The following is a 26,411-nucleotide window of genomic DNA, read 5'->3' as shown; positions in this document are numbered from 1 at the left end:
GGTGCGCTCTCATCCCGTTTCACCAATAGCCATGATCGCCAAAAACCCTTTCTTCGCCTCATTGGCTGCGTTCGCCTTCGGCATCCCGAGCTTGCCTGCTGACAACGTCCTCATCGACCAAACCTTCGACGGCTTGGCCAACGATATTGGGGGCCTCACCTTCCAGAAAATCGACAACGGCGCGGGTGGTGCGGGTTCCGTCGATTTCTCGACAGGTCTCATCACAACGACCGGGGTGGCCGCGAATACGCCCAACAGCAACGTCGGAATCAATACCTCTTCCCCGATCGATGTGGGTGCTCTTGCACCGACGGCCAACGGTTTTAAAATCACCTTCGAGGTGAGTGCGACGGATGTTGCCGTTTCCGACCTCTATTATAACGGCCTGTTTTTCGGGGTGACATCCGGAAGCGACGCCAACGGCACCGCAGGCCCCAGTCTTTGGGCCAATAATCCACACGGCTTCGGTTATGTGGCCGGCAGCGGCGACGGCGGATCCATCGAGTTTGGTTATGGCGAGGACAATTTCGTCCGGCAGGACGCCGAGGGTGGCGCCGCCAATGACGGCAACTCGGTCAATAAGGTCCTCGGCGGAACGGCCCCCGACGACGCCTCTTTCCAGGACGGATTCACCATTACCCTGTCCCTTTTCGATGACGACACTTGGACGCTCACCTCGACGGGCCTCAGCACCGACCTCAATGGCAGCGGGAGTCTGACCACGACAGGCACGGGGATGTTCGATTATGCCGCGATTTCAAGCGATCTGAGGCCCTACGTCAGCTTGCAAGGCGAGTATCAGGGAACCATTGAAGTAGACCGCATCACCGTCACCGCCCTCGAAACGACAGTGCCGGGAACACTGGAGATCGTGTCGATTTCCAAGGCGAACGATGTCGTGACCGTGCAGTTCAAGGGGACCGATGGTGAGACCTACGATCTCAACAAGTCCACCACCCTGGATTTCTCGACTCTGGACAGTCAGGACAGCATCACGCTGAGCGGAACCGACACCGGCGAGCTGCAGGACACCGGTGCGACCGAGGACGCGGCGTTCTACCGGGTGGAGCAGCAGTAGGCAAAGCGGCTGCCGCGCAAAGGCCGCGACGGCCGGTCATCCATCCACTTCCAAGTGCCCTGCTCCCTTTCGGAGCCGGGAGACCCTCCCGTTCTCAATCATAAAAACCCAACCTCGAAACCGCGTGCGGATGCATCTCTTAACGATCTCTGCCCGGCGATCTCCTCTGGCCCCAGCTTGATTCATGTCCTCTTCTTCCACGACACGCCTGGCACTTCTCGCAGCATTATTCACCGTCCACCTTGCAGGCAGCCTGCATGGAGCGCACTACCGAGTCTATTTGCTGGGCGGCCAATCCAATGGCAATGGACGGGGCGATGCCTCGCAGCTCGGTAGCCCATACAACGCAGCGCAAAGCGATGTCCGCTTCTACTGGCACCGGACCCAGGCGGTCAGCAATGTCGGCCACCTGACCGAAGATGCCTGGATCGACCTCGACACGGGATCCGGTCACGGCACGACCAGTCCGGTTTATCCAAGGGAATTCGGGCCGGAAGTCTCCTTCGGGCGGGCCATGGCGGACAACGACCCCGCGGTCAACATTGCCCTTATCAAATACACCGAAGGCGGGACGAACCTCCACACCCAATGGGCCTCTGGCGGCACCCAATACACGACCTTCGTCTCCACCGTGCAAACCGCCTTGGCGGCCCTGACGTCGGCCGGTGACACCTACGAGCTCGGCGGAATGATCTGGGTCCAGGGTGAAGCGGACACCGACGGAAACGCGGTCAACTACGAGACGAACCTGACCAACCTGATCAATCGGGTGCGGAACGACCTTTTTGGAGGAACGAGCGCGCCCTTTGTCCTGAGCGGACTGTCCGACAGCCAATACGGCGCACAGATCACCACTCCCGGAACAGGTTCCTACAGGGTGCGGCAAGCCCAGGAAGCCGTTGCCGCCGCCATGAACCAGGTCGGTTTCGTGAATACCGACGGCTTCCAGGTCAGGGCCGGCGATGCCATCCACTTCGAGTACAACGGACAGATCGCCCTCGGTCAGGGCCTCGCCGCGGGAATGTTGTCATTGGAGGCCAATCCTCCACCTCCGCCGCCTCCAACAACGACAAGCACCCTCATCGACCACACCTTCGACGGGCTGGCCAACGACACGGGCGGTCTGACTTTCCAGCAGGTGGCCAACGGCCTGGGCAGCGGTGGCTCCTCGGACCTGTCCACCGGAGTCATCACGCCGGGCAACAGCTTTTCTGGGAACTTTATCAACAGCAATTACGGCTTCAATGCGACAAGTTCCATCGACGTGGGCGCACTCGAGCCAACAGCGACCGGATTCGAGATCACCTTCGAGGTCAGTGCCACGGACGTCGATGTTTCCTCCTTGGCGTTCAACGGTCTGTTTTTCGGCGTGGTGTCCGGCACCGACGCCAATAATACCGGCGGAACCAGCCTCTGGGTCAACAATCCCCACGGCTTCGGCTACCTTGCTGGGGGTGCCAGCTATGGCCCCAACCTTGTGCGGCAGGATGCGGAAGGGGGCCAGATCAATGGAAACAATGGCACGGGCAACGACGCCAACTCGGTCAACACCTCGCTCGGGACCGCTCCCACTGATGCATCCTACAAGGACGGCTTCACCGTCACCATCCGCGTCTTTGATGATGATACATGGGCAGTGACATCGACCGGGCTCAGCACCGAGCTGAATGGCTCCGGCAGCCTCATCACTTCGGGTGCCGGCATGCTCGACTACGCCGCCATCTCCACGGACCTGACGCCCTTTGTCAGCCTGCAGGGGACCGATGTCTTCGGCGAATCCATCACGGTGGACCGCATCACGGTGAGCGCCCTCGTTCCGTCGGGAGACACGACCCCGCCAACCCTCGCCCCAAGCGCCATCATCGACGATCGGTCGGGCGGACCGGTCGCGGTGGGCACGGCGATCACCTACACGCTGACTTTCAACGAGGACATGGATCACACCACTTTCAACCCCACCGACTTCTCGGATGCGGGCGGTGACGTGAGTCTCAGCTTCCTTTCAATTACCGAGACCTCCCCCGGTGTCATCGAAGTGGTGGTCACCCCGGACAACGTCGGCACGCTGGAGTTCCAGGTGAACGCGGGTGCGACCCTGAACGACGCGGCAGGCAATCCGCTGAACACCGATGCGGCCATCGTCGATGACACGGCGATCACGGTCGAGCCTCCGCCTGCCAGTGCGACCCTCATCGACTACACCTTCGGCGGCACGGACGTCGGCCCCGCCATCCAGGTGGTGGAGAACAACGTCGATAATCTCGTCGCGGGTAGCGCCAACACCGGCACCGGACTCATCATCACCGGGGAAAGGGCCTCTCCCCAACCTGCGGACTCCCACAACATCGGCTTCAACAGCAGCAGCACCGTGGATCTCTCGTCCTACTCGGGATTCACCGCCACTTTCGTGGTGGACTCAATGAGTGTGGCCGGCACGGTGGCAGCTCTCAACTTCAACGGTCTCTTTTTCGGTGTGGTCTCGGGCAACAGCGCCACCGGCACCGCGGGTAACAGCCTTTGGGTCAATGATCCCACCAGCTTCGGCTACGTCCCGGGTTCTGCCTCCTGGGGCTCCCATATCATGGCCGAGAACACCGGCGGCGTGAGCGTCACAGCCTCGAACCTCACTACTCCGCAGCCTCCCAACGCCTCGTTCCTCGACGGCTTTACCGTGAGGATCAGCGTCTTTGCTGACGATACATGGCAGATTTCGTCAACCGGCCTGAGCCCTGAGCTGAACCAGACCGGCACGCTTTCAAACCTGACCTACTCGGATTTGGCGACCGCGGGCATCTATGCCAGCATGCAGGGCGAAGTGGGTGCCCAGCTCAACATGGGCCGCATAACACTCGAGGGCATTTCCACGGTGGACACCGACGGGGATGACATGCCGGACTCGTGGGAAGATGCCAATGGCCTGAACAAGAATGACCCGGCGGATGCCGCATTGGACAACGATGCCAACGGCGGCCCCGATGGGCTGACCAACCTTGAAGAGTTCCAAGAGGGAACCGATCCCCAGGACTCCGACACGGACGACGACGGCCTGAACGACGGCGATGAGGTGAACGGGACGCTCAATCCATGGACGGCGGGCGTCAAGGGATCGCCACCGGGCGAGCCCACCGATCCGAACGAGCCGGACTCCGACGGTGACGGAGTCAACGATGGCACGGAGATCACGCTGGGCACCGACCCGAATGCTCTGCCTCCGAACAGCGGCTTCACGGCTCCCTTCGTCGATACCGATGGCGACAGTTACCGCGACGAGGCCGAGACCGCACTGGGTTCAAATCCGAACGATCCGGACGATTGCCCTGATCACACGCCCAGCCCGGCCAAGCCGAACATCCTCATCATTTACACCGACGATCTCGGATTCGGGGACATCTCCCGCTACGGCAACCTGTTCGGCACCCCAAGCGCGTCGCCGACACCGAATGTCGATAGTCTGGCAGATCAAGGAGTCACCTTCACCCAGGCCCACTCCGCCAACGCCGTCTGCACGCCCTCGCGCTACTCGCTGCTTACCGGACGCTACAATTGGCGGAGCTTCCAGAGCATCTCGGGCTTCTATGGCTTCAAGAGCGGCATCGACAATATTCCTCTCGATAGCGATGTCACACTGGCGGAGTTCCTGAAGACCCAGACCTACGACACCGCCGCGTTCGGCAAGTGGCACATGGGTGGCAAATGGTATGCGCCCGGGACCAACAACCGGATCACCAACAACCCAAGCGATCCCTCCGCAGTGGACTGGACCCGTCGCATCGAAGGTCATGCGACGGACAACGGTTTTGACTACTACCGCGGCTTGCCCGTGGCGATCAACTTCGGGCCGTACGTCTACATGCACGATGATGTGGTCCAATACTGGGTCGAAGACTCGGGACCCAGCAACGAGTACGGGGACAAGCTGCCCAACGGCCGCAAGGGCTACTTCCGGGATGCCACCGCTTCGGACACCTTCCAGTGGTTCACAACAGGCGATCTCAACTCCACCGTCGTCGGGCCGAAGGACTCCCGCGCCAGCCTCGGGGATCCCTCCTACCGGCAAATCGACGCGGGCCCGGTCCTGGTCGCGGACTTCGAACGCTACATCGACGAACGCGTCGCCGCGAATGACACCGATCCGTTCTTTGCCTACGTGGCACTTCATTCGCCGCACCTCCCCTGGGCGATCACGCCCGAGTTCAACACCGGCACCTACGGCAGCTACGACTACCAGCGCTGGATGGCCGAGGTGGACGACCGCATCGGACGGATCCTCGCCGCGATCGACAACAACGGCATGACCAACGACACCCTGGTCATTTTCACCGCCGACAATGGCCCCGAAACGACCGCCATGAGCAACACGCTGGGGAACGGCGACGATGCCAACGGTCCCCTGCGTGGAGCCAAGCGCGACATCTGGGACGGGGGCACCCGTGTGCCCTTCATCGTCCGTTGGCCCGGCCAGGCCCCGGCCGGAATGGTGGTTACGGATGAGGTCATCTCGCAGGTGGACATTTTTCCGACCATCGCGGGATTCCTCGGCGAGGAATTGCCTGACAGCACGGCTCCGGACGGGGAATCGTTCCTCAACGTTCTGCGCGGCCAGCGCAAGCCGGGCGAGGCGCGCGGCGGCGTGGTGCTGTGTTCGATCAACGGGCACCTCGCCCTCAAGACCCCGGACGGCTGGAAGCTGATCGATTCCACCGGAGGCGGCGGCAACAACACCTCGTGGGACTCGGACAACAGCACGATCTCCAGCGCCGTCGGGATCGACCAGGGGACGCCGAAACAGCTCTTCGAGATGCCCGTCGACCTCGGCGAGGACGACAATCGCATCTCAGGCCTCACCGGCGACGCGGCCATCCGCGCGGAACTGGTCAGCCTGACCGGCCGCGACCTGCTGGGTGCCCTCGACCAGCTGCGCACCACCGGCGCCGTCACCCTCGATGGCCGCGAGCCCGACAACGACGCCGACGGCATGAGCAACAGCTTCGAGACCACCCACGGGCTCGACCGCGACTCGCCCAAGGACGCCTCTCTCGACAACGACGGCGACGGTGCCGACAACCTCTCCGAAAGCATCGCCGGCACCGATCCCAACGACCCTGGGAGTGTCTTCCGGGTCATCGACACTCAGGATGCCGCCACGACCTTCTCGGTCACCTGGCCAACGGTCGCCGACCGGGACTATGAGATCTTCTGGAGCACCAATCTCGCCGATTGGACAAGCTACTCATCGCACCCGGGAACCGGCGCGGACATTACCGTCCCGCTCGACAAGGCGACCATCGACGCGGTCGATGGCAATATCGGCGACCTCCAAGCCCTGTTCGTTCGGATCACGGTGGTGAAACCCTGACCCGAGCTCACGGAGGCCGACACTCCGTCAGGTGAATCGCAGAAATGGTCGGCTGCTCACCCACCTCGCGAACCTCGACCGCAGGCGAGGTCCTCACCCTGCTCGTGCCGATCCTGATCGACCTTGGAGGGAATCTGAGAAACAGCCGCCGACCCACGACCCGCACCCATCTCGATGACGGGGGCACCTGCATGCTCAAGGAGGTGATCCCCTTCTGCGCCCTCGGCCAGGGGTGTCCGATTCGAGGATGCTCGTTCCGAAACCCTCTCCGTGAAGCGGAACACGGGACCGCGGTAGCCAAACCAGAGGAAAGCATCCGGCGACCGCAAAATCCATGTAACGAATCCCGGGAATCGGCGCTCGATAGTAAAGCAACACACATGAACAACTCCATCCTCACCGCCTCTTGCGCGCTTCTGGCACTGGCCACACTGGGTTTGGTGCCCCGCCGGCGATATTCGGAAGGGCCGTTCCGTCGAAGGAGTCGATAACGATTGAAGCGATCCTTTTCCGCATGCTTCCGCTGCGGAGGTGTGTGTGCCCTGGTTGGACCTGAATCGATGAATAGCAATTTCAATAGGGCACTCCTTATTGTGCTGTCCAGCGCAGCTTTCCTGATGCCCGTGAAGGGTCAGGAGTTCCTCTTCGCGGACAACTTCAACCGCCCCGACAGCACCGACCTGAATGCTTCATCCGTGGGCAAGTCGGGAAGCTTCGGCGCGCTGGCTTGGATTGAGAAGAGCAACAGCGGCTCTCCGGAGATCGTCGGCGATCGCTTGCAATTGGGTGAGACCGGTGCCGGTGGTGGCTGGTCGATCGCCTGGGTCGACCACAACTTCATCGACGGCATCATCGCCACCCAGGGCGAGTTCACCGTCTCCGTCGAGATCGGCCAAACCGCCCCTTCGGGTGGCAACACCCGCTTCAATGGCTTCGCGGTCGGCAGTGCGCTGACCGACCTCACCGGCTGGACCGTCAACAACCCGGTCTCCTTCTCCTCGGACTTCTTCATCGGCTACGACTCCGCTGGCACACGGGAGGTCAAGATCTTCCTGGGAGGCACTCAGGCCTACCAGCAAACCATCAACCTGGATGCCGGCGCCACGCTGTCAGTCCGCTTCCATGGTTTCTCCGACTTCAACGCGGGCACGACCGTGAGCTACGAGGCCTTCATTAACGGTGGCTCACCCGTGAAGACCGGATCCTTCACCTGGTCGGGCACCAATGAGAACTACATCCACCTCTACTCGAACTACACCCAGCACACGGCTCGGGCGGACAACTTCGAGGTGAGCACCGTCGCCGAGGACGATGACGACGACGGCCTGCCGAACTGGTGGGAGCAGTTGTATTTCAACTCTCCGACCGCAGCGGATCCCAGCCTGGATGGACCCGACGGCGACGGCGTGACCAATGGGGAGGAGTTCCAGTTGGGCACGAATCCGATCCTCGCGGACAGCGATGGCGACGGGCTCGACGACGGCGTCGAGACCGCGACCGGGATCTGGGTCAGCGCGACCAACACGGGAACGCATCCTGCGGCCGACGACACCGACGGCGACGGCCTCAAGGATGGTGTGGAGACCAACACCGGGACCTTCGTTTCGGGCAGCAACACCGGAACCAACCCGCTGCTTGCGGACACCGATGGCGACAGCCTCCCGGACGGAGTCGAAACGAAATCGGGGATCTTCATTGATGCGGATGATCCGGGGACGAACCCCTTGCTGGCGGACACGGACCAGGACGGGGCCGGCGACTGGTATGAGATTTACGCCTCCTTCACCGACCCGCATGACCCGGGCGACAAGCCCAACGTTCCCTACCCTCTGCCCACCCACGACGGTTCGCCCGGTGCCGGCGACAAGCCGGTCAAGGTCTACATCATGTCCGGGCAGTCGAACATGGTCGGCGAGGGCACCGTGAGCGGTGCTGGTGACGGCACCCTGGAGACGATGACCCGCCGCCAGAACAAGTTCCCGAACCTGATTGATGAAGACGGAAACTTCATCGCCCGCCAGGACGTCCGCTATCGCGGGGTCATATCGGCCGTCGGCGATGGACCGCTCGTCCCCGGCTTCGGCAAAGACAGCAGGTTTTTCGGTCCGGAACTCGGCTTCGGCCAGATCATGGGATGGTTTCACGACGAGCCCGTTCTCCTGCTCAAGTCGTGCACCGGCAACCGCAGCCTCGGTTGGGACGTCCTGCCGCCCGACAGCCCGTCCTACGCTTACAACGGCACCAACTACTCCGGATACGGCTTGCCGATCCCGGCGACTCAGGGCGCGTGGTATGCCGGCAAGGAATTCGATCGCTTCTTCATGGACGAAAGCGAATGGGCGCATCCGGATGCGCCGTACACCAACGTGGTGGACATCCTCGACAACTGGGACGCCGAGTACGCGGATCCCGGGAAACCCTTCGCTGGCCAGGATTTTGAGATCGCGGGATTCGTCTGGTGGCAGGGCGACAAGGACCGCTACGACCTGGGTCTCGCGACGCGCTACGAGCAGAACCTGGTCAACCTGATCACCTCGTTGCGCAACTACTATGAGAATCGTTACCCCGGCAAGGTCGTGGCCGATGCCCCCTTCGTCCTTGCCACGCTCGGCCAGACGCCGCTGGACAGCACCAATGCCGCCGAAAAGGCGATCCTCGACGCCAAGCTTGCCGTGGATGGCGAATCGGGCAACTACCCGCAGTTCGCCGGAAACGTGAAGACCGTCTATGCCCATCCGCTCAGCGAGGGTGGTGCCTCCAACGGTCACTACAACCAGCGCGCCGGCACCTACCTGCTGGTCGGCGATGCGCTGGGCCGCGCGATGGTCGAGTTGATCGGAGGTGGCACCTTCGCCGACTGGATCGGAGGTTTCGATGTCGGCGCGCTGACCGGCTTCGACGACGATGCCGACGGCGACGGCCTGGACAACGGAGTCGAGGCGTTCTTCGGCACCCTGCCCACGGAATCGAATCCCGGACTGGCGGTCGCCTCCGTGACCGGCAGTGGCCTGACCTTTACCCACCCTCAGCCTGGTCAGCCGCTTGCCGATGTCACCGGTTCCTACGAATGGTCGCTGGACCTGTCGGCCTGGCATCTTTCGGGTGCGGAGATCAACGGGACGTCGGTCAGCCTTGTCCCGGATGAGAACCAGCCGACGCCGGGGACGACCACCGTGACTGCGACGATCACCGGCACCGCGCCCGGGGCCGTTTTTGTCCGGGCAACGGCCACCTTGCGCTGAGCCCGGCATGCCATTCCCCATCCTGAAGCCGGAGCTCGGAAAACCCCGACCGCGGAAACCCCATCTCGTCATGACAAACAAGAAGAGCGCACACGAAGCAGCCAGCTTCATCCCCTCGATGAAAGCACGTGGCATCTTTCCACTCTTCGCAGCAGCCATGGTCCTGCTCACGGGCGAAGAGCTGCATGCGGCCGAGGCACCGGTGAAGGTCTACATCCTGGCGGGCCAGTCGAACATGGTCGGCATCGGCCAGGTCAGTGGCGGCAGTCGCCGTTGGGGCGACGAGTTCATCGACCCGGTCCTCTCCGTTTACGAAGGGGATTACGATCCTTCCAAGGACTACGACGAAATGACGCCGATCCGGACGGTGAAGCTGGAAACATTCGGCGGGGTTTCCCCGCAGAAATACCCCGGCGGCGGCACCCAGATCGTGCGGGGTCAACTCCAGGTGAAAGAGACGGGCATCTATGAATTCTTTCCCGGCCTGGGCGATTCAAGAAACGCCATCATGCATGTGGATGGCCGGGAGGTGTGGCACCAGAAGCCGGGAGAACTTGCCGTCCAGAAATCCATCAAGCTGGATGCGGACAAGGAGGTGTCCTTCAAGGTCACCTATCTGACGGACAAGGCGGACGGGCTCGGCTGGTTCGGCCGGGTGGACATCCCCGGCACCCTGAAGACCGTCGTGAACATCGAGGGGAAGTTCCCCTACCTGATCGACGAGAAAGGCCGCTTCGCTCCCCGCGATGATGTCTGGTACAAAGGCGTCGTCACGGCGACCGCCCATCAGTGGCTGAACGTCGGTTGCGGTGCCAACAAGGAAAGCATCGGTCCCGAGCTCGGTTTTGGCCACATGGTCGGCAATTTCCACGACGAGCCGGTGCTCCTGCTCAAGACCAGCCAGGGCAACCGCTCGCTCGGCTGGGATTTTCTCCCGCCCGGGTCCGAGCGTTTCGAGCACACCGAGCCCGACGGGACCACCTACATCTACGCGGGCTACAAGGACCGGGCCGGGCGCTGGGAGAAGGGGACCGAGCCTGAGGAGAGCTCCTGGTATGGCGGGAAGCAGTATGACGAGTGCTTCGACGCCGCCAAGGAGGTGCTGGCAAATTTCGATGAGAAGTTCCCCCACTGGCAGGATCGGGGTTATGAGATCGCCGGCTTTTGCTGGTGGCAGGGTCACAAGGACGGTGGCGAAGCCGGCGAAGGCGAGGCCGGTGCCCATGCCATCCGCTACGAGCAGAACCTGGCACGGCTGATCGAGGTGCTGCGCGAGGAGTTCAAAGCTCCGAACGCACCCTTCGTGGTCGCAACCTGCGGCTTCAACGGCGGCGAGGGCTGGGAGCCGGGCAGCAGCGCCCGGACCATCTGGAATGCCCAGATGGCGGTCGGGGACTCCGACAAGCACCCGAAGCTTGCGGGCAATGTCGCCTCGGTCGATACCCGCCCCTTCTACCGTCCGCCCGAGCAATCTCCCCGCAACCAGAGCTTCCACTACCACGGCAATGCCGAAACCTACATGCTCGTCGGAGAAGCCATGGGCAGGGCGATGGTGGAAATGAAGCGGTGATCTTGAAGAATCGGGTCCAACGACCCATCCGCCCGTCAGTGGCGCCGGGCCTTGCCTCAGCCACCATGGGCGGCTCTCACGCAGGCAATCCGTTGACCCGGGCCGCAACCACAGCCCGTCGCCTCCCGGCTACAGGGATCCACTTCGCCCACCAAAAAACTGTAACGAACCAGAAAATTGGCGCTATCCCAATGATCATGTACCGACCGAGCCACGGACACCAACTGTGAACAGGACTCTCACACTCCTCACCTCCGCTGCCGCCTTGCTGGGCCTGACCCCCGGTTCCGCGGGAGCCCAGACGATCGTGACCGACTTCAGCGGCTGGAGTGAGAGCGGCAACCTGCTGCCGGCGGGCTCCGGCAACGAGCTCGAACAGGACTTCAACACCAGCGGGCCGGACATCACGGCCGCGTACAATTCACACACCAGCAATCCGATCGGCCAGGAGGCCTTCCTGACCGACGAATTCGCCACACTCACTGTGGGTGATCGGATCTTGGTGGAGCTCGACGCCTTTGGTTCGGGCGTCACTCACTCGCTTGGTCTGGCCGTTGCCAGCGCGGAGACGCCTGCGGTTCGCGAAAATCTCTTTGCCTGGCTTTTCAAGAGCACGGGAACCGCGCAGCTCCTCACCTTTGATGGTGCCTCGGCCTACGGCACCATCAACGACGTGGTGATTGCCGCGGATACCGACACGTTGTTCATCGAAAAATCAGCGATTGGGTGGTCCTTCGGTGGGATCTCGACCAGCGAGGTCGTGACCTACTACCTCACGAACGTGACCTCGGCAGCAGGGGTGGACTTGACGGCGGATGGTTCCGCCATCGGCATCTGGAGCGATCTGCGCACCGTCGGCGGAAGCAGCACGCTTACCAACTTCACCGTGCAGGAGAACGACGTGACCGTCATTTACGCGGATGACTTCGACCCGGACACCAATCCCGAGTCACCCGCGCTTGCCCCCGGCGACTCCTTGAACGGAAGCACCCCGGACACGACCACGGGTGGTGCGACGTGGACGGCCGGGGCGACCTATGCTGCCGGTGGTGGCGTTGGAAGTGGCAGGTCGACGGCCACCCTGCCGTTCACACCGGTGGATGGCTTCATTTACACGCTGGATGCCTCGGTAGGTTCGCTCACCACCACGAACGATAATTGGCTGGCGCTCGGCTTTGCCTACGGTGAATCGACACTGAACAGCTCGAACTCGCGGTTCATTTCCAACAACGTGAACCCGGCACCAACGACGATCGGCGATGGTTCGGTGACGGGGGTTGCATGGATGTTCGCACGCGGGAGCGGTGCAACGCTGGCCAATACGGCTTTCCTGGGTAGCGACCCCACGGTCTCCTCCGGGAATGCCGGGATTGCGGATGGTGCTGCCTGGTCCACTGCCGGGACGACCTTTGGTGGAAATCTGGACATGCGCATCGTGCTCGACACCACGGGAGGCACTGGCAACTGGACCGCGACGTGGTTTGCCGACACCGGCTCGGGATTTGTTGAGGTGCGCGGCGAAGAGCCCCTGCTGACCGAGACCATCAATTCGGTGGGGTTTGCCGTCACGGACTTGGGTAGCGGACAGATCAACAGCTTCTCGCTGACCTCAGTTCCCGGCGGCGAGCTGCCGGACATCATCGATATCGCGTTCGACATCGACGGCAATGTGGTCCTCACCCTCGACGGACCGGCGGCCGGATTGACGGCGCAGCGGTCGGATGACCTCGGCGGTTTCATCGATGTGAATTCGACCATCAGCGGCAACACCCTGACCATTGCTTCGAGTGACGTGGATCCGAACGCCGACGGGGCGGATTTCTTCCGGATCCGCAACTAGAAAACTGTCTCTCCAACCCCAAGCTGCATCTTTGCTTCACCACCTTGCTGACTGAATTATGAAAACGACTCCCAACCTGATTCTGGCGACACTTGCAGGCCTTGCGCTCGCCACTAGTCCTGCCACATCCACGACGCTCTTCTTCGACGATTTCGGGGGGAGCAGCGGCACCAACCTGAACGGAACGCCCCCCCCCACCACCACGGGTGGGGAGACTTGGACTGCTGGCACGACCTACAAGGCGGATGGTAGCTTCGGTACCGCACGATCGACGGCCACGCTGTCCTTCACTCCGGTCGATGGCTTTGTCTACACGCTGGAGGCATCAATCGGTTCACTTGCCTCGACGAACAATAATTGGCTGGGGTTCGGCTTCGCCTACGGTGAATCGACACTGAACAGCTCAAACTCGCGGTTCATTTCCAACAACGTGAACCCGGCACCAACGACGATCGGCGATGGTTCGGTGACGGGGGTTGCATGGATGTTCGCGCGCGGGAGCGGTGCAACGCAGGCCAATGAAGCTTATCTGGGTAGCGACCCCACGGTTTCCTCCGGGAATTCCGGGATTGCGGATGGTGGTCCTTGGTCCGCTGCCGGGACGACCTTCGGCGGAAATCTCGACATGCGCATCGTGCTCGACACCACGGGAGGGACGGGCAACTGGACCGCGACATGGTTTGCCGACACCGGCTCGGGATTTGTTGAGGTGCGTGGTGAAGAGACTCTCCTGACCGAGACCATCAATTCGGTGGGTTTTGCCGTCACGGACTTGGGTAGCGGACAGATCAACAGCTTCTCGCTGACCCAGGTCCCGGAGCCCTCTACCGCTCTGCTTGGCGGAATTGGGTTGCTGGCCCTGTTCCGCCGCCGCCGTTGAACCAAACGGCACGTGGTTGACCAATCTCGATGGCGGGGCTGCCCCGGGCAATCCGGGGCGGCATTTCTTGCGAGGTGCTCAAGCAGCCAACCTTGGTCTCTTTCACAGATATGAGTGCCGTCAAGTCGATCGGATTTCACGCATTTGCCCTGCTGGCATTCGCCTCTTTCGCCGATGCGGAAACGCTTTTCTCCGAAGATTTCAAAGACAGCGGCGGCACCGACCTGAACGGAACGACCCCGAATACCACCACGGGTGGGGAGACTTGGACTGCTGGCACCACCTACAAGGCGGATGGCAGCTTCGGGAGCGGCCGCTCGACGGCCACCCTGTCCTTCACGCCGGTCGATGGCTTTGTCTACACGCTGGAGGCCTCGATCGGGTCACTTGCCTCGACGAACGAAAATTGGCTGGCGTTCGGCTTTGCCTATGGTGAATCGACACTGAACAGCTCAAACTCGCGGTTCATTTCCAACAACGTGGCGCCGGCACCATCGACGATCGGCGATGGTTCGGTGACGGGGGTTGCATGGATGTTCGCCCGCGGGAGTGGTGCAACGGCTGCGAATTCAGCTTTCCGGGGTAGCGACCCCACGGTCTCCTCCGGGAATGCCGGGATTGCGGATGGTGCTGCCTGGTCTACGGCCGGTACGACCTTCGGTGGGAATCTGGACATGCGCATCGTGCTCGACACCACGGGAGGTACGGGCAACTGGACCGCGGCGTGGTTTGCCGACACCGGCTCGGGATTTGTTGCGGTGCGTGGTGAAGAGACTCTCCTGACCGAGACCATCAATTCGGTGGGTTTTGCCGTCACGGACTTGAGTAGCGGACAGATCAACAGTTTCTCGCTGACCCGGAGTGGTGGCGGGTCAGACACGGATCCGCCTGTGGTCATCGCTCGTAGCCCTGGGCTAGGCGCGGGCAATGTGGGGGTGGACTCGAATGTCAGCATCACGTTCAACGAGGTGATCGTTAAGGGAAGTGGCAACATCACCATCCTGAGATCGGCCGATGACAGTGTCGTCGAGGCCTTCGACGTGGCAAGTTCGCTGGCGGTGAGCATCGTCAATGAGACCGTCATGGTCGAAACTCCCAGCGACTTCGAGCCTAACACTGAGTATTACGTGCAGATCTCCGACACGGCGATTCTGGACGGCTCAGGCAACGCATTTGCCGGGATCAGTGACAATTCGTGGAACTTCACCACGCAGTCGGCGTCCACCGCCTCCCTAGCGCCCTACTCGGTGGACCTCCACACACTTCACCTCTGGCACTTTGACGAGGCCGATCCCGGTCCGGCTGCCCCCGCAGCGGGCGTGGTCGACAGCTTCAGCCTGACGCCCTCTGCCGGTGCGGTTCTGGGTGCGGCGGCCTATCCCGGCTTTGGCAATGCTGGCGATGTGAGCGCGGCGGCCGATGCCGGCTTCCAGGGATCGGTGATTCCGGTGGGCGATGTCACCGGGCCCGATGGAGCCTTCACCTTCGAGGCCCTGGTCCGCATTGCGAACGTCACGGACCTCCAGCAGATCATCACGATGGAGAATGCCAGCGGCAACGCAGCTGACCGACCGTTTCAGTTCCGGATCGACGGAGGCAACCTGCGCTTCATCAATGTCAGCGCCGGGTCTCAGTCCATACTCGGGACCATTCCGACCACGGGCGACCACGCCTTCGTGGCGAACGAGTGGTTCCATGTCGCCGTGGCCTACGACGGGAACGCGGGCACCGTCGACAACCTCAAGCTGTTCTGGACGCGGGTCGATCCCGTGCACACCGAGGCCAACGAGATCGCATCGGACACCATGACTTCGGATCTCGGCGGCATCGCGACCACCTTCGGCGTCGGTCAGGAATACCGAAGTCCGTCCGACAACCTCGAGGGCCGCATCGACGAGGTGCGGATCAGCAGCATCGCCCGCGGTGCCGGCGATTTTCTGTTCGTGGCGCCGGACACCGACGGCGACGGCCTGGCGGATCCCTGGGAGATTCTCCATTTCCGGGAGAGCCCGGGCGAAACGGAGGCGGAGATCCTCGCCAAGTATGATGGCGACGACGACCCGGATCTCGACACCTACGACAACGAGGCCGAGGAGACGGCGGGCACGGATCCCAACGATCCGAATCACACGCCCTTCGATGCCGATCGGGACGGCTACGAGGATGCCTGGGAGCTGGCCACCTTCGGCACGACCGCCTACGGTCCCGCCGACGACCCGGACGGCGACGGGTTCACGACCGCCGAGGAACTCATCGCCGGAACCGACCCGGCCAACGGGCTGTCCGATCCGGACGACACCGACGCCGATGGTCTTGACGATGACCTGGAGCGATCGCTCTTCGGAGGCCTCGGCCAGGGCCCGCAGGACGACTTCGACGGCGATGGCATCGGCAATCTCGCCGAGCTGAATGCCGGAACCGATCCCACCGATGCGACTGACTTTCCGCTGGTCTCCCTGATTCCCGTCACCGATGGCAACGAGAACACCGACGAGAACGGCTACGCCGGATCGGCGATCAACTCGATCGCCTTCGCCCAGAACAACCTGATCACCGTCGGTGACCAGCAGTTCATCAGCTACTACAGGCGTCATGCGACGGATGCGAGCCACCCGGACAACAACACGGTGGTGGTGGGGCGGCGGACCCTTGGAGAAGCCCAGTGGGAGATCTTCTCCACCGATTTCGTGTCCTTCAACATCAACGACACCCACAACGTCATCAGTTGCGCGATCGACGGTGATGGCATCCTCCACATGGCCTGGGGGGTCCATGGCCATCCGCTGCTCTACGCCAGGAGCGACGCGCCGGTGACGGGCGCCGCTCCCATCAACATGGTGAGCCTCGGCACCGCCGGGATGACCGGGCAGGAAAACGGTGTGACCTATCCGAAGTTCCAGACGTTGCCGGATGGCGACGTCGTGTTCCTCTATCGCGAGGGCGGTTCGGGCAGCGGCGACTGGTATCTGCATCGCTACGACATCGACACCGACACCTGGGCGCCCATCCATGCCAACGGCAGCGGCATCCAGCAGCCGCTGATGCTGGGCCGCGGCGACTCCCCGGACAACTGTTTCTATCCCGACCGCCTGACCCTCGGGCCCGACGGCATGCTCCACATGGCCGGCGTCTTCCGCTACAATGCCGACTCGCAGGCCGGACAATCGGGCTATCAGACCAATCACCGCTATGTCTACCTGCGCTCGCCGGACGGCGGGACGAACTGGGAGCGCTCGGACGGCAGCACGCTCGACCTGCCGGTGGTGGAAGCCGCTTGGTTCCAGAATCTGGGTGCCGCCCATGTGCCGGAGATCGTCAAGGACCTGCCCGAAGGCCACAGCATCATGAACGAGTCGGGCATGACCACCGACAGCGCGGGTCGCCCCATCATCGCCAACTGGTGGGCCGACAATGCGTCCACCGGCGACCACACCCGCCAGTACCACATCTTCTTCCACGACGGAACGGAATGGCACCAGCGCACCGTTTCGGCCCGCGCCATCGACAATCCGGCCACCAAGTATTCGGAAAGCCAGCTGGGCTCCAGCAAGATGGGGCGCCCGGTCGTCCTCACCGACGCCGACGACCGCATCCTCGTCGTCTACAACGACAACCGTTTCGACGGCATCACCGTGGTCTTCTCGCTGCCACTGGCCCAGGATCCCGACCGCCTGCACTGGACGCGGATGAACATCACCAGCGAGAACGTGGGCAACTGGGAGACGACCTATGATGAGGAGCGCTGGAAGCGCGACGGCGTGCTGCAGATGCTCTACCAGAAGCTTCCCGGAATGGGGATGAGCTTTACCGGGCAGAACAACTCAACTCCGGTCTCGGTCGTCGAGTGGAACGCCAGGGCCTACTTCAACAGCCCGATCCGCTGGAACGTCGACATGGCGAGCACCCCGGGTCAGGCAAAGGTCACGGCCAGGACGCGGGCCGGTTTCCGCTACGACCTGCGGACCAGCACCAATCTCGACTTTAGCGACCCGCCGGCGGAGAGCGTCCCGGGCGATGGCAGCTGGCTGGAGCTCGGCACCTGGCCAACCAATGAACCGCGCCGATTCTGGCAGTTGGAACGGGTGGAACAGGCAACGAACGATCTATAGGCGGGCCTTTTCCCGGCCATCATTGGCGGCTCTTCCGCGGGCGGTCCGCAGGGCGGACCTGGTGTCGTGGAGTCGGATTTCGACGAGTTCCCGACAGGCGGGGGCCCATGCCCTTCGCTACGAGCAGAACCTGACACGGCTGATCGAGCTGCTGCGCGAGGAATTCAAGGCTCCCAACGCACCCTTTGTGGTCGCAACCTGTGGATTCAACGGCGGCGAGGGCTGGCAGCCCGGCAGCAGCGCCCAGACCATTTGGAACGCGCAGATGGCGGTCGGCGACCCCCGGAAGCACCCGAAATTCGCCGGCACGGTCGCATCGGTGGATACCCGCCCCTTCTACCGCCCGCCCGCGCAGTCTCCCCGCAACCAGAGCTTCCACTACCACGGCAATGCCGAAACCTACATGCTCGTCGGTGAGGCGATGGGCAAGGCGATGGTGGAACTGAAACAGTGATCGGCGGTGCAGGCTCCCCCTGACTTGGATGCATTCGTCTGCGATGGATCGGGGGGTTGGCCCAACCTTCGAGGCAGGCCGTCACGGGACGGATCTCGCACCTCTGGGCCGAAAAAGCCCGGCCACGCGGGGAGGCTTCGGCTTTCGCCCCTTCACCGACCAAAAAAAATGAAACGAAACCCGGAGTTCGGTGCTCAGCTTCCCGGAGATGTCAGATTTCAGTCAAAAACTCCGCTGTTCACAGCAGCACCGGCTACCTGCTTCTGCGCCGTCAGTGCCTCCAAGCACAATGAAGGTGACAACTCCCGTCGCAGCCTTCTCCGCCCTTCTCCTCGTTGCCGCTTCCGCCAGTCCCTTTCCGTTCGATTTCGGAGCTGGTGGCAACGCCAAATCGCGGACTTCGGACGCTTCTTGCCCAAGCGACCTGTCACGCCCCTTCACCGGAGGTGAAGTCATGCTCACCGGCGACGTCACCCAGTGGCAAACAGACCCTCCATCCATCATCACGATCTCCGGGTTGGACGCCAGTCAAGAACCTCGAGTTCAGCCATCGATGTAAATCTCCTCTCGGCAGCCAAACATTCCTACGAAAATCCTAGATCCAATAGTTCCATGAAAAGTCCAACGCGTGCGATGCTTGCAGGAGTACAATCCATGAAATGGTTCAACCTCACACTCGTGACCTCCCTAATGGCCGGTGCCTCAAGCCTGCATGCAGATGCACTGTTTGATTACGGCAGTTCTGATGTGGTTCCGCAGCCTGCCAACACGGGTCCGGTCGAAGCCGGATACACTGGGGTTATTGGCACAGAATCAGCCACAAGTGACGGCATCACCATCACTGCGTCGGCCTTTACGTCGACTCGCGAACGTGATGATAAGATGATCCCGAAGGGCTTCACTACATCGGATCCGCTCTTCGATCTCTTCAGGGATTTCGCTTATCATACTGGACCCGTCACATTCACGCTCACCGGCTTGACTCCTAACGAGGATTACATTGTGACGGTGTATTCCTACGACGGCGACAACGCCAACAATGGTGGTGAAAACACGTGGACAACCAATGGAGGCAGCGCTGCGCTGGCTTGGGATGACTCCGGCCCCGGCGGGTTTGCCAGCAATTTTGTTACCTTGCCCCTGACTGCCGACGGAGACGGCGAAGCGACCATCTCCGGTACCATTACCGCCAGGAGCTTGCTCATTTGGAATGGTTTCGGGATTGCAGCTGATGTGCCTGACACCACGGATCCGACGTTGGTCGCGACCGACCCGGCGGTTGGTGCGACCGACGCCCCGCCATCCGGGAGCCTGGTGGCCACATTCGACGAAGATGTCCAAGCCGGGGCCTCCGGCGATATCACCATCCACCTCGCCAGCGACAACAGCGTGGTGGCATCGATCGACGTCAACTCCACCCTCGTGACCTTCGCGAACGACAAGGTCACCATCGATCCGCCCGCTGACCTGGCGTTCAGCACCTCCTATTATGTCAACATTCCCGCCGGCGCCATCACCGACCTTGCCACCAACCCCTACGCCGGGATCACCGACACCACCTCCTGGAGTTTCACGACCGCTGCCTTTGATCCCGCCCTTTTTGCCGACACCTTCAACCGGCCCGACAGCAGCGACTTGAACGCCTCAGCGTCCGGGAAATCCGGCACCCTGGGCACCCTCGATTGGGTCGAGGTCAAGAGTGCCGGTGAACCGACCGTCACCGGGAATACCCTGCGCCTCGGCGAGTCGGGCGGCGGCGGCGGCGGCTACTCGCTTGCCTACCCCGATCACAACTTCATCGATTCCTCCATCGCAAGCAGTGGGGAATTCACGGTTTCCGTCGATCTCGGGGCCACCGGTTCCGGCGGCGGCACCCGGTTTTCCGGGATTGCGGTGGGGAATTCCAAGGCAGAATTGGATGGCTGGTCAACCAGCTCCCCGACCTTGTTCACATCGGATTTCTTCTTCGGCTACGACCCGACCGGCACCACGGAGGTCAAAATCTTCCGCGGTGGGCAACAGGTTTACCAGCAGACCATCAACCTGAATGGCGGTGGCACGCTTTCGGTGCGCTTCCATGGGTTCTCCGACTTCAATGCCAACACCACGGTGAGTTACGAGGCCTTCATCAACGGAGGAAGCCCGGTGGCGACCGGCAGCTTTTTCTGGTCCGGAACCGATGAGAACTACATCGCCCTGTATTCGAACTACACGTTGATGCAAGGGATCCTCGACAACTTCGAGGTGCGGACGGCGACGGGCACCCCCACCGAGCCGTTCGATGTCTGGGCGGACTCCGGCACCCTGCCGGGCACGGTGACCTTCGAGGGTGACCTCAACGGCGATGGTGTCCAGGACGGCATCGCCTTCCTGCTCGGCGTGGCCAATCCGGACGACGACGCCACTGGCGCCCTGCCGACCGTCAGCGAAGACGGCAGTGGGGGCCTGCAGATGACCTTCGACTGCCTGCCGGTCGCCGACCGCGGAACCGCGAAGCTGTATGTGCAGCACAGCAGCGACCTTTCCACCTGGACGCCGTCGCCGACGGGCGTCGAGGTGCCGGACACCAGCGGCGGGCCCACCAGCAACGTCACCTTCTCGGTGGCGGCGGGCAGCCCGCTCAATACCGTCACCGCGACCATCGACTCGGGGGCGGCTGCCGGAGGGAAGCTGTTCGGGCGCCTTGCGGGGACTGAGTGACAAAAACCCTGTAACGAATCGAGAAACCTGTGCTTACCAAGCGAAAATGTGCCTTCCATGGCAGATTTTCAGATTTGCCTCAACTTGCCAGCTACAGACGCCCCATGATCACCAAGAATGTTCTCATCGCTGCCTTGCTCGTCTCGACCGGAGCCGGCCTGAGCCAGGCCGCCATCGTCAGCATCAACCTCACGCGGTCCGGCGCACCAACTGAAGCGGGGTTTACCAACTGGGAGTCGGATGACAACAATCTGCCCTCCAATCTGTCGATCGCCGGCCTGACCCTCAGTGCGCCCAGCACTGGCATCAATTCCGGCACGACCCTGCGCTCCATTGATCGGGGTACGGGGGCAGGATATGCCGGGGTGTTGCCGAGCCTTAATCAGACTTGGTGGGGGCAGCGTGAAGGATCCCAGACCCCTGGCGGATACATCACCATTGAGATCGGGGGTTTGTCGGCCGGGAGCTACACCTTCACCAGCTGGCACCTAGATTTCAATGATCAGACCGGCCAGATGAAGATCGAGTTCTCCGATGACGACGGGGCAAGCTTTACCGACGTTGTCTCGCCCTTCGACCTTGTCTCGGTTACGGATGACGGTGCCACGGCTCCGGTGGTGCAATCTTTTAATTTCACCTCGACCGGGGCAGACGTGCATTTTCGGTTCACGAATACGGCCGTTGATCCGGGCTCATCACCTGTTTCAGGGGTCTTCCCCGTGGTCAACGGCTTCGAATTGGACGTCATCCCCGAGCCCTCCTCCGCCCTTGTGCTTGGAGTGACAGCCGGCTTTGGGCTGCTTCGTCGTCGGCGGCGCTGAGAAGCTCTATTTGGTTCGCTTGATTCCAGAAGCCACTGGAGTCACCGATTCGCAAGTCCCCCGTCTCGGGCCGGACGGTGGCAGGGGTGTAACTTCGCCATCCGAGGGCGAGCTTGGTTGTGCAACCGGCCATCGTTCCAGCGCGGATCGCCGAATCCCAATGCAACCCCTCCAGACGAAACCGCCCCCTTCCCCCACGCTTTTCCATCTAAAACGAAAACCCACCTGAAGACCCTCACCAGCGCCTGTTGACTGGCAGCCGCCATGACGCTCCTCGATTCCAAGATGATCTCATGATCAAAAAAAGTCTCTTCCTCGCATTCTGTTTCGCAGCGTCAGCATTTCAGTCTCATGCCGTGGACGTCAGCATCAATCTCACCCGCTCAGGCGCACCATCCGAGACGGGCTTCACGAACTGGGAGTCCGGAGACAACTCGCTTCCGTCCGATCTGTCGATCGCGGGGCTGACGCTTAGCGCACCTGGCACGGGCATCAACGCGGGCACCACCCTGCGGTCCATCAACCGCGGAGGGAACGACGGCTATGCCGGTCCTCTTGCGAGCATGTCCCAAACTTGGTGGGGGCAGCGTCAATCAAGCACGGGGCCCGGCGGCTACATCACCATCGACATCGCCGGCTTGGCAGCCGGTAATTACACGTTCACGAGCTGGCACCTGGACCATGAAGACCAGACCGGGGAGATGAAGATCCAGTTCTCGGGCGATGATGGTGCATCTTTCACCGATGTGGTGCCTGCCTTTGACCTCGTCAATTACGCGGGTGGCGGTGCCGGACAAGCTGCCGAGAATGCCTCGGGTCCAGTCACTGCCAGCTTCGACTTCACGGCGACGGGCGCGGATGTGCAGTTCCGCTTTACAAACACGTCTGTGGACGGTGCGGGCAGCAGCGGGGCTTTCGCTTTGGTGAACGGCTTCAGCATCACAGGGGGCGGCAGTGGCAATGCAGCACCGGTTTTCACGGTCGATCCCATCACCGGCACGGACGCCACGGAGGATTCGGCCTACACCGGGACGCTGGCCGGCAGCGCCACGGACGCCGATGAGGACCCGATCACCTATGCCAAGGTCGGTGGGCCTGCCTGGCTGTCCGTCGCGGGCGACGGCACGCTGAGCGGCACGCCGACGAATGCGGACGTGGGAGCCAACAGCTTCACCGTGAGTGCCAGCGACGGCATCGCTCCGCCCACCCAGGCCACGCTCGACATCACGGTGATCAACACCAACGACGCGCCGGCCTTCGCCGCCGAAGTGGTCATCGGCAACACGGGAAGGGTCGGAGTGCCCTACTCGGGCACCCTGGTGGGCACCGCCAGCGATGACGACGGCGACCCGCTGACCTTCCTCAAGATCAGCGGCCCGGCCTGGTTGGGCGTGGCCGGCAATGGCGAGCTGACCGGGACGCCGCAAATCGGTGATCTGGGCACGAATGATTTCATCGTCAGCGTGACGGACGGGAATTCGCCTCCCGACCAGGCAACCTTGAGGATTCTGGTCACTGACACGAACGCCGCACCCGTCTTCACCGTCGATCCGATCACCGGTGCCAACGCGACCCAGGGCGTGGCCTACTCCGGGACGCTGGACGGCAGCGCGACCGACAGCGACGGAGACCCCCTGACCTATGCCAAGGTCAGCGGTCCGGCCTGGTTGAATGTGGCCGGCGACGGCACCCTGAGCGGCACGCCGACCAGCGGAGATTTCGGCCCCAACGCCTTCACCGTGAGCGTCACCGACGGCGTGATCCCCACTCCAGTGACCGCGACTTTGGATATCCTGGTCGGCAACCCGAATGCGGCCCTCACCTTTGTTTCGGTTGCCGGAGATTTAGGCAATGTCAGCAGCGTCGACCCACTCGTTGATCCGTTTGCAACCACCGGCAGCAACAGCTCGGACAATCTCTGGCGCCAGCGCGACGGCTTTGGCGAGGGAGGCGTGACTATTCTCGAGGCCTGGGACAGCGGGGAGGATGCGGTCGGCCTGGCCATGACCCTCGGCGGCCTGAGCCCGGGGGCGACGTACGACGTCTACGTCAACTACATCCGCTTTGGATACACCCTCGACCCGGTGACCGGGGATATCATCCCGAATCCGGCTTCGAATCCGCGTGCGGGGATTCGCGCTTCGCTGGATGGGACCAACTTCACGACATTCACCGCTGAAAGCGACCCCTTGGTGGTCCCCCCGAGGACCGTGGGTCATGCCGAATTGACCGGCTTCATCAATACCGATCGCGTCGGGTTGCGCGGATACGTGGGTACGGCGGTGGCCGATGGATCGGGTGCGATCGTGCTTTTCGTCGATGACGACGGCAATGGCGGTCTCGGCACCGAGCGCGTCTGGTTCGACGGGGCCTCCTACCAGTTGTTCCAGGATACGGATGGAGACGGCCTCCCGGACTTTTACGAGCAGGCGATCATCGACGCCGATCCCAACGACAGCGTCACCGGCTTCGCCGATGTCATGGGTACGGGAGCCGCACCCGCGGTGACCGACTTCGATGCCGACGGCGCCAACGATGCCCAGGAATTCGCCAACGGGACCGATCCGCTGGATGAGGATAGCGACAACGACGGTCTGCTCGATGGCGTGGAAACCAACACGGGAATCTGGGTCAGCGCCTCGGACACCGGGACCGATCCCCTCGACGACGACACGGACGGTGACAGCCTGCTCGACGGCGTTGAAACGAACACGAACACCTTCGTGAATGCCGCCGACACCGGCACCAGTCCGGTCAATCCCGACTCGGACCTGGACGGGATCAATGACGGCCTCGAGGTCGCGAACAACACCGACCCGACGGACAACACCGACCCCAATGCCCTGCTGGCGGGAAATATCTTCCAGCTCGCCCCCGACGGGGTCTGGACCTGGTTCAACGACGAGCGGTCCATCTGGCACCTCGGCAAGCTCTACACCGGATACGTCAAGCAGAACGGGAAGGTCGGCATCTCCCGCTTCGATCCGGCCACCCTCGCCACCACCCATACCGAGCTTTCCGGATTCACCCAGGTCGATGACCACAACAATCCGTCCATCACGGTTCTTCCCGACAATCGCCTGATGGTCGTCTATTCCCTGCACGGCGGAAGCGCCTACCGCCGCCTCTCCACCGTGACCGAACCCGCCTCGATCGGCGACTGGGGCCCTGAGATATCGACCTACGGCACCTCTTACGCAAACACCTATCGACTAACCGGGGAATCCGACCGTATCTATCACTTCAGCCGGGCCATCAACTGGGATCCCACCCTGACCATTTCCGACGACAATGGGGCCACCTTCGGCCCGCAGATCCACGTGATCGACCGGGGTGGTGGCAGTGACCGGCCCTATCCGAAATACACATCCAATGGAACCGACCGGATCGACCTGATCTACACCGACGGGCACCCCCGGAACGATAACAACTCGATCTACCACCTTCACTACCAAGGTGGCAATTTCCGGGCCTCGGATGGAAGCATCATCAAGTCCTTCGCGGATTTGCCGCTTGACCACGACTCCGGTGAGCGTGGCACCCAGGTTTACACCTACTCCGCAGCGGCCTGGGGTCCGGAGGAGGGGCCCGACGACTGGATCCCCAACGGCCGCGGCTGGACCTGGGACATCTGTTACGGCGCCGACGGTCATCCGGTCTGCGCTTTCCAGGTGCAGGTGGACAACGTCACCGGCAGCGGCTGGAACCACGACCGCATCTACTACTACTATGCGAGATGGACCGGCACGGAGTGGCAGCGGCGCTTCGTCGCCCATGGCGGAAGAGGCCTCTATTCCTCCGAAGATGACTATGGTGGCGGGATGGCCATCGATCCGGACAACCCCAACGTCATCTACATCTCCACCAACGCCGCCGATCCCTTCAACCTGGGAGACCTCAACAACGTGCCGCTGGCGACGGATGATCGCTACGAAATCTGGCAGGGCACCACAACCGACGGCGGCCTGACCTTCTCCTGGCAGCCGGTCACGGTGGGTTCGACGAGCGACAACCTCCGCCCGATCGTGCCGGAGAACCACGGCTACGACCGCAGCGTCGTCTGGTTCCGAGGCACCTACACGAGCTACACGAACTACGATACCGAGGTGGTCGGCATCTTCGAGAACCAGCTCAGGATGCTCGGTTCGCAGGTGGGACCGGCGGGCGGTGACCTGACCTGGGCCTCGAGCCCCGGTAAGACCTACCGGATCATGGGATCCGGAGATCTGCAGGGCTTCCCGCACGCGGTGTCCACTGACATCGAATCTCAGGGTTCCTCCACCCAGCACGCGTTCGGTATGCCGGCTCCGCTCTCCGGGTCGCCGAGAGCGTTCTTCCGCGTCGAGGAGCAGTAAAATTGT

11 protein-coding genes are annotated in these 26,411 nt (G+C 62.4%); all 11 read left to right on the top strand.

The genetic code is table 11. From position 1 onward, the window contains the following. The first annotated feature begins 31 nt into the window (after positions 1–31). A complete protein-coding gene (locus ACG2LG_RS13295) occupies positions 32–1,078 on the top strand; it encodes a hypothetical protein (protein ID WP_396259724.1) in 1,047 nt (348 codons plus the stop codon). A gap of 184 nt (positions 1,079–1,262) precedes the next feature. After that, positions 1,263–6,434: a sulfatase-like hydrolase/transferase gene (locus ACG2LG_RS13290; protein ID WP_396259723.1), complete on the top strand. Its 5,172-nt coding sequence runs from the start codon at positions 1,263–1,265 to the stop codon at positions 6,432–6,434. 617 nt (positions 6,435–7,051) lie between these two features. After that, positions 7,052–9,676, top strand: a complete 2,625-nt coding sequence (locus tag ACG2LG_RS13285; protein WP_396259722.1) for a hypothetical protein — start codon at positions 7,052–7,054, stop codon at positions 9,674–9,676. 118 nt (positions 9,677–9,794) lie between these two features. Beyond that, positions 9,795–11,246, top strand: coding sequence for a sialate O-acetylesterase (locus ACG2LG_RS13280; protein ID WP_396259720.1), 1,452 nt, complete (start codon positions 9,795–9,797; stop codon positions 11,244–11,246). A gap of 226 nt (positions 11,247–11,472) precedes the next feature. Next, positions 11,473–13,086 (top strand): hypothetical protein, encoded by a 1,614-nt coding sequence (locus ACG2LG_RS13275; RefSeq protein ID WP_396259718.1) that lies wholly within the window; start codon positions 11,473–11,475, stop codon positions 13,084–13,086. A gap of 58 nt (positions 13,087–13,144) precedes the next feature. Next, complete coding sequence (locus tag ACG2LG_RS13270) at positions 13,145–13,966, top strand: PEP-CTERM sorting domain-containing protein (RefSeq protein ID WP_396259717.1); 822 nt, start codon at positions 13,145–13,147, stop codon at positions 13,964–13,966. A 110-nt stretch (positions 13,967–14,076) separates the two neighbouring features. Beyond that, positions 14,077–18,075 (top strand): BNR-4 repeat-containing protein, encoded by a 3,999-nt coding sequence (locus ACG2LG_RS13265; RefSeq protein ID WP_396259715.1) that lies wholly within the window; start codon positions 14,077–14,079, stop codon positions 18,073–18,075. A 22-nt stretch (positions 18,076–18,097) separates the two neighbouring features. Next, positions 18,098–18,529, top strand: a complete 432-nt coding sequence (locus ACG2LG_RS13260; RefSeq protein ID WP_396259713.1) for a hypothetical protein — start codon at positions 18,098–18,100, stop codon at positions 18,527–18,529. Between the two features lie 882 nt (positions 18,530–19,411). Continuing rightward, complete coding sequence (locus ACG2LG_RS13255; RefSeq protein WP_396259711.1) at positions 19,412–21,229, top strand: Ig-like domain-containing protein; 1,818 nt, start codon at positions 19,412–19,414, stop codon at positions 21,227–21,229. A 104-nt stretch (positions 21,230–21,333) separates the two neighbouring features. Beyond that, the gene (locus ACG2LG_RS13250) at positions 21,334–22,050 is read left to right on the top strand and encodes a PEP-CTERM sorting domain-containing protein (RefSeq protein WP_396259709.1); all 717 of its coding nucleotides are present in this window, start codon (positions 21,334–21,336) and stop codon (positions 22,048–22,050) included. Positions 22,051–22,406: 356 nt separating this feature from the next. Beyond that, a complete protein-coding gene (locus tag ACG2LG_RS13245; RefSeq protein ID WP_396259708.1) occupies positions 22,407–26,405 on the top strand; it encodes a putative Ig domain-containing protein in 3,999 nt (1,332 codons plus the stop codon). Positions 26,406–26,411: the final 6 nt, after the last annotated feature.

This window comes from Haloferula sp. A504, assembly GCF_044385805.1.
GTDB lineage: Bacteria > Verrucomicrobiota > Verrucomicrobiia > Verrucomicrobiales > Akkermansiaceae > Haloferula.
This window is presented reverse-complemented; position numbering and strand designations above follow the sequence as displayed.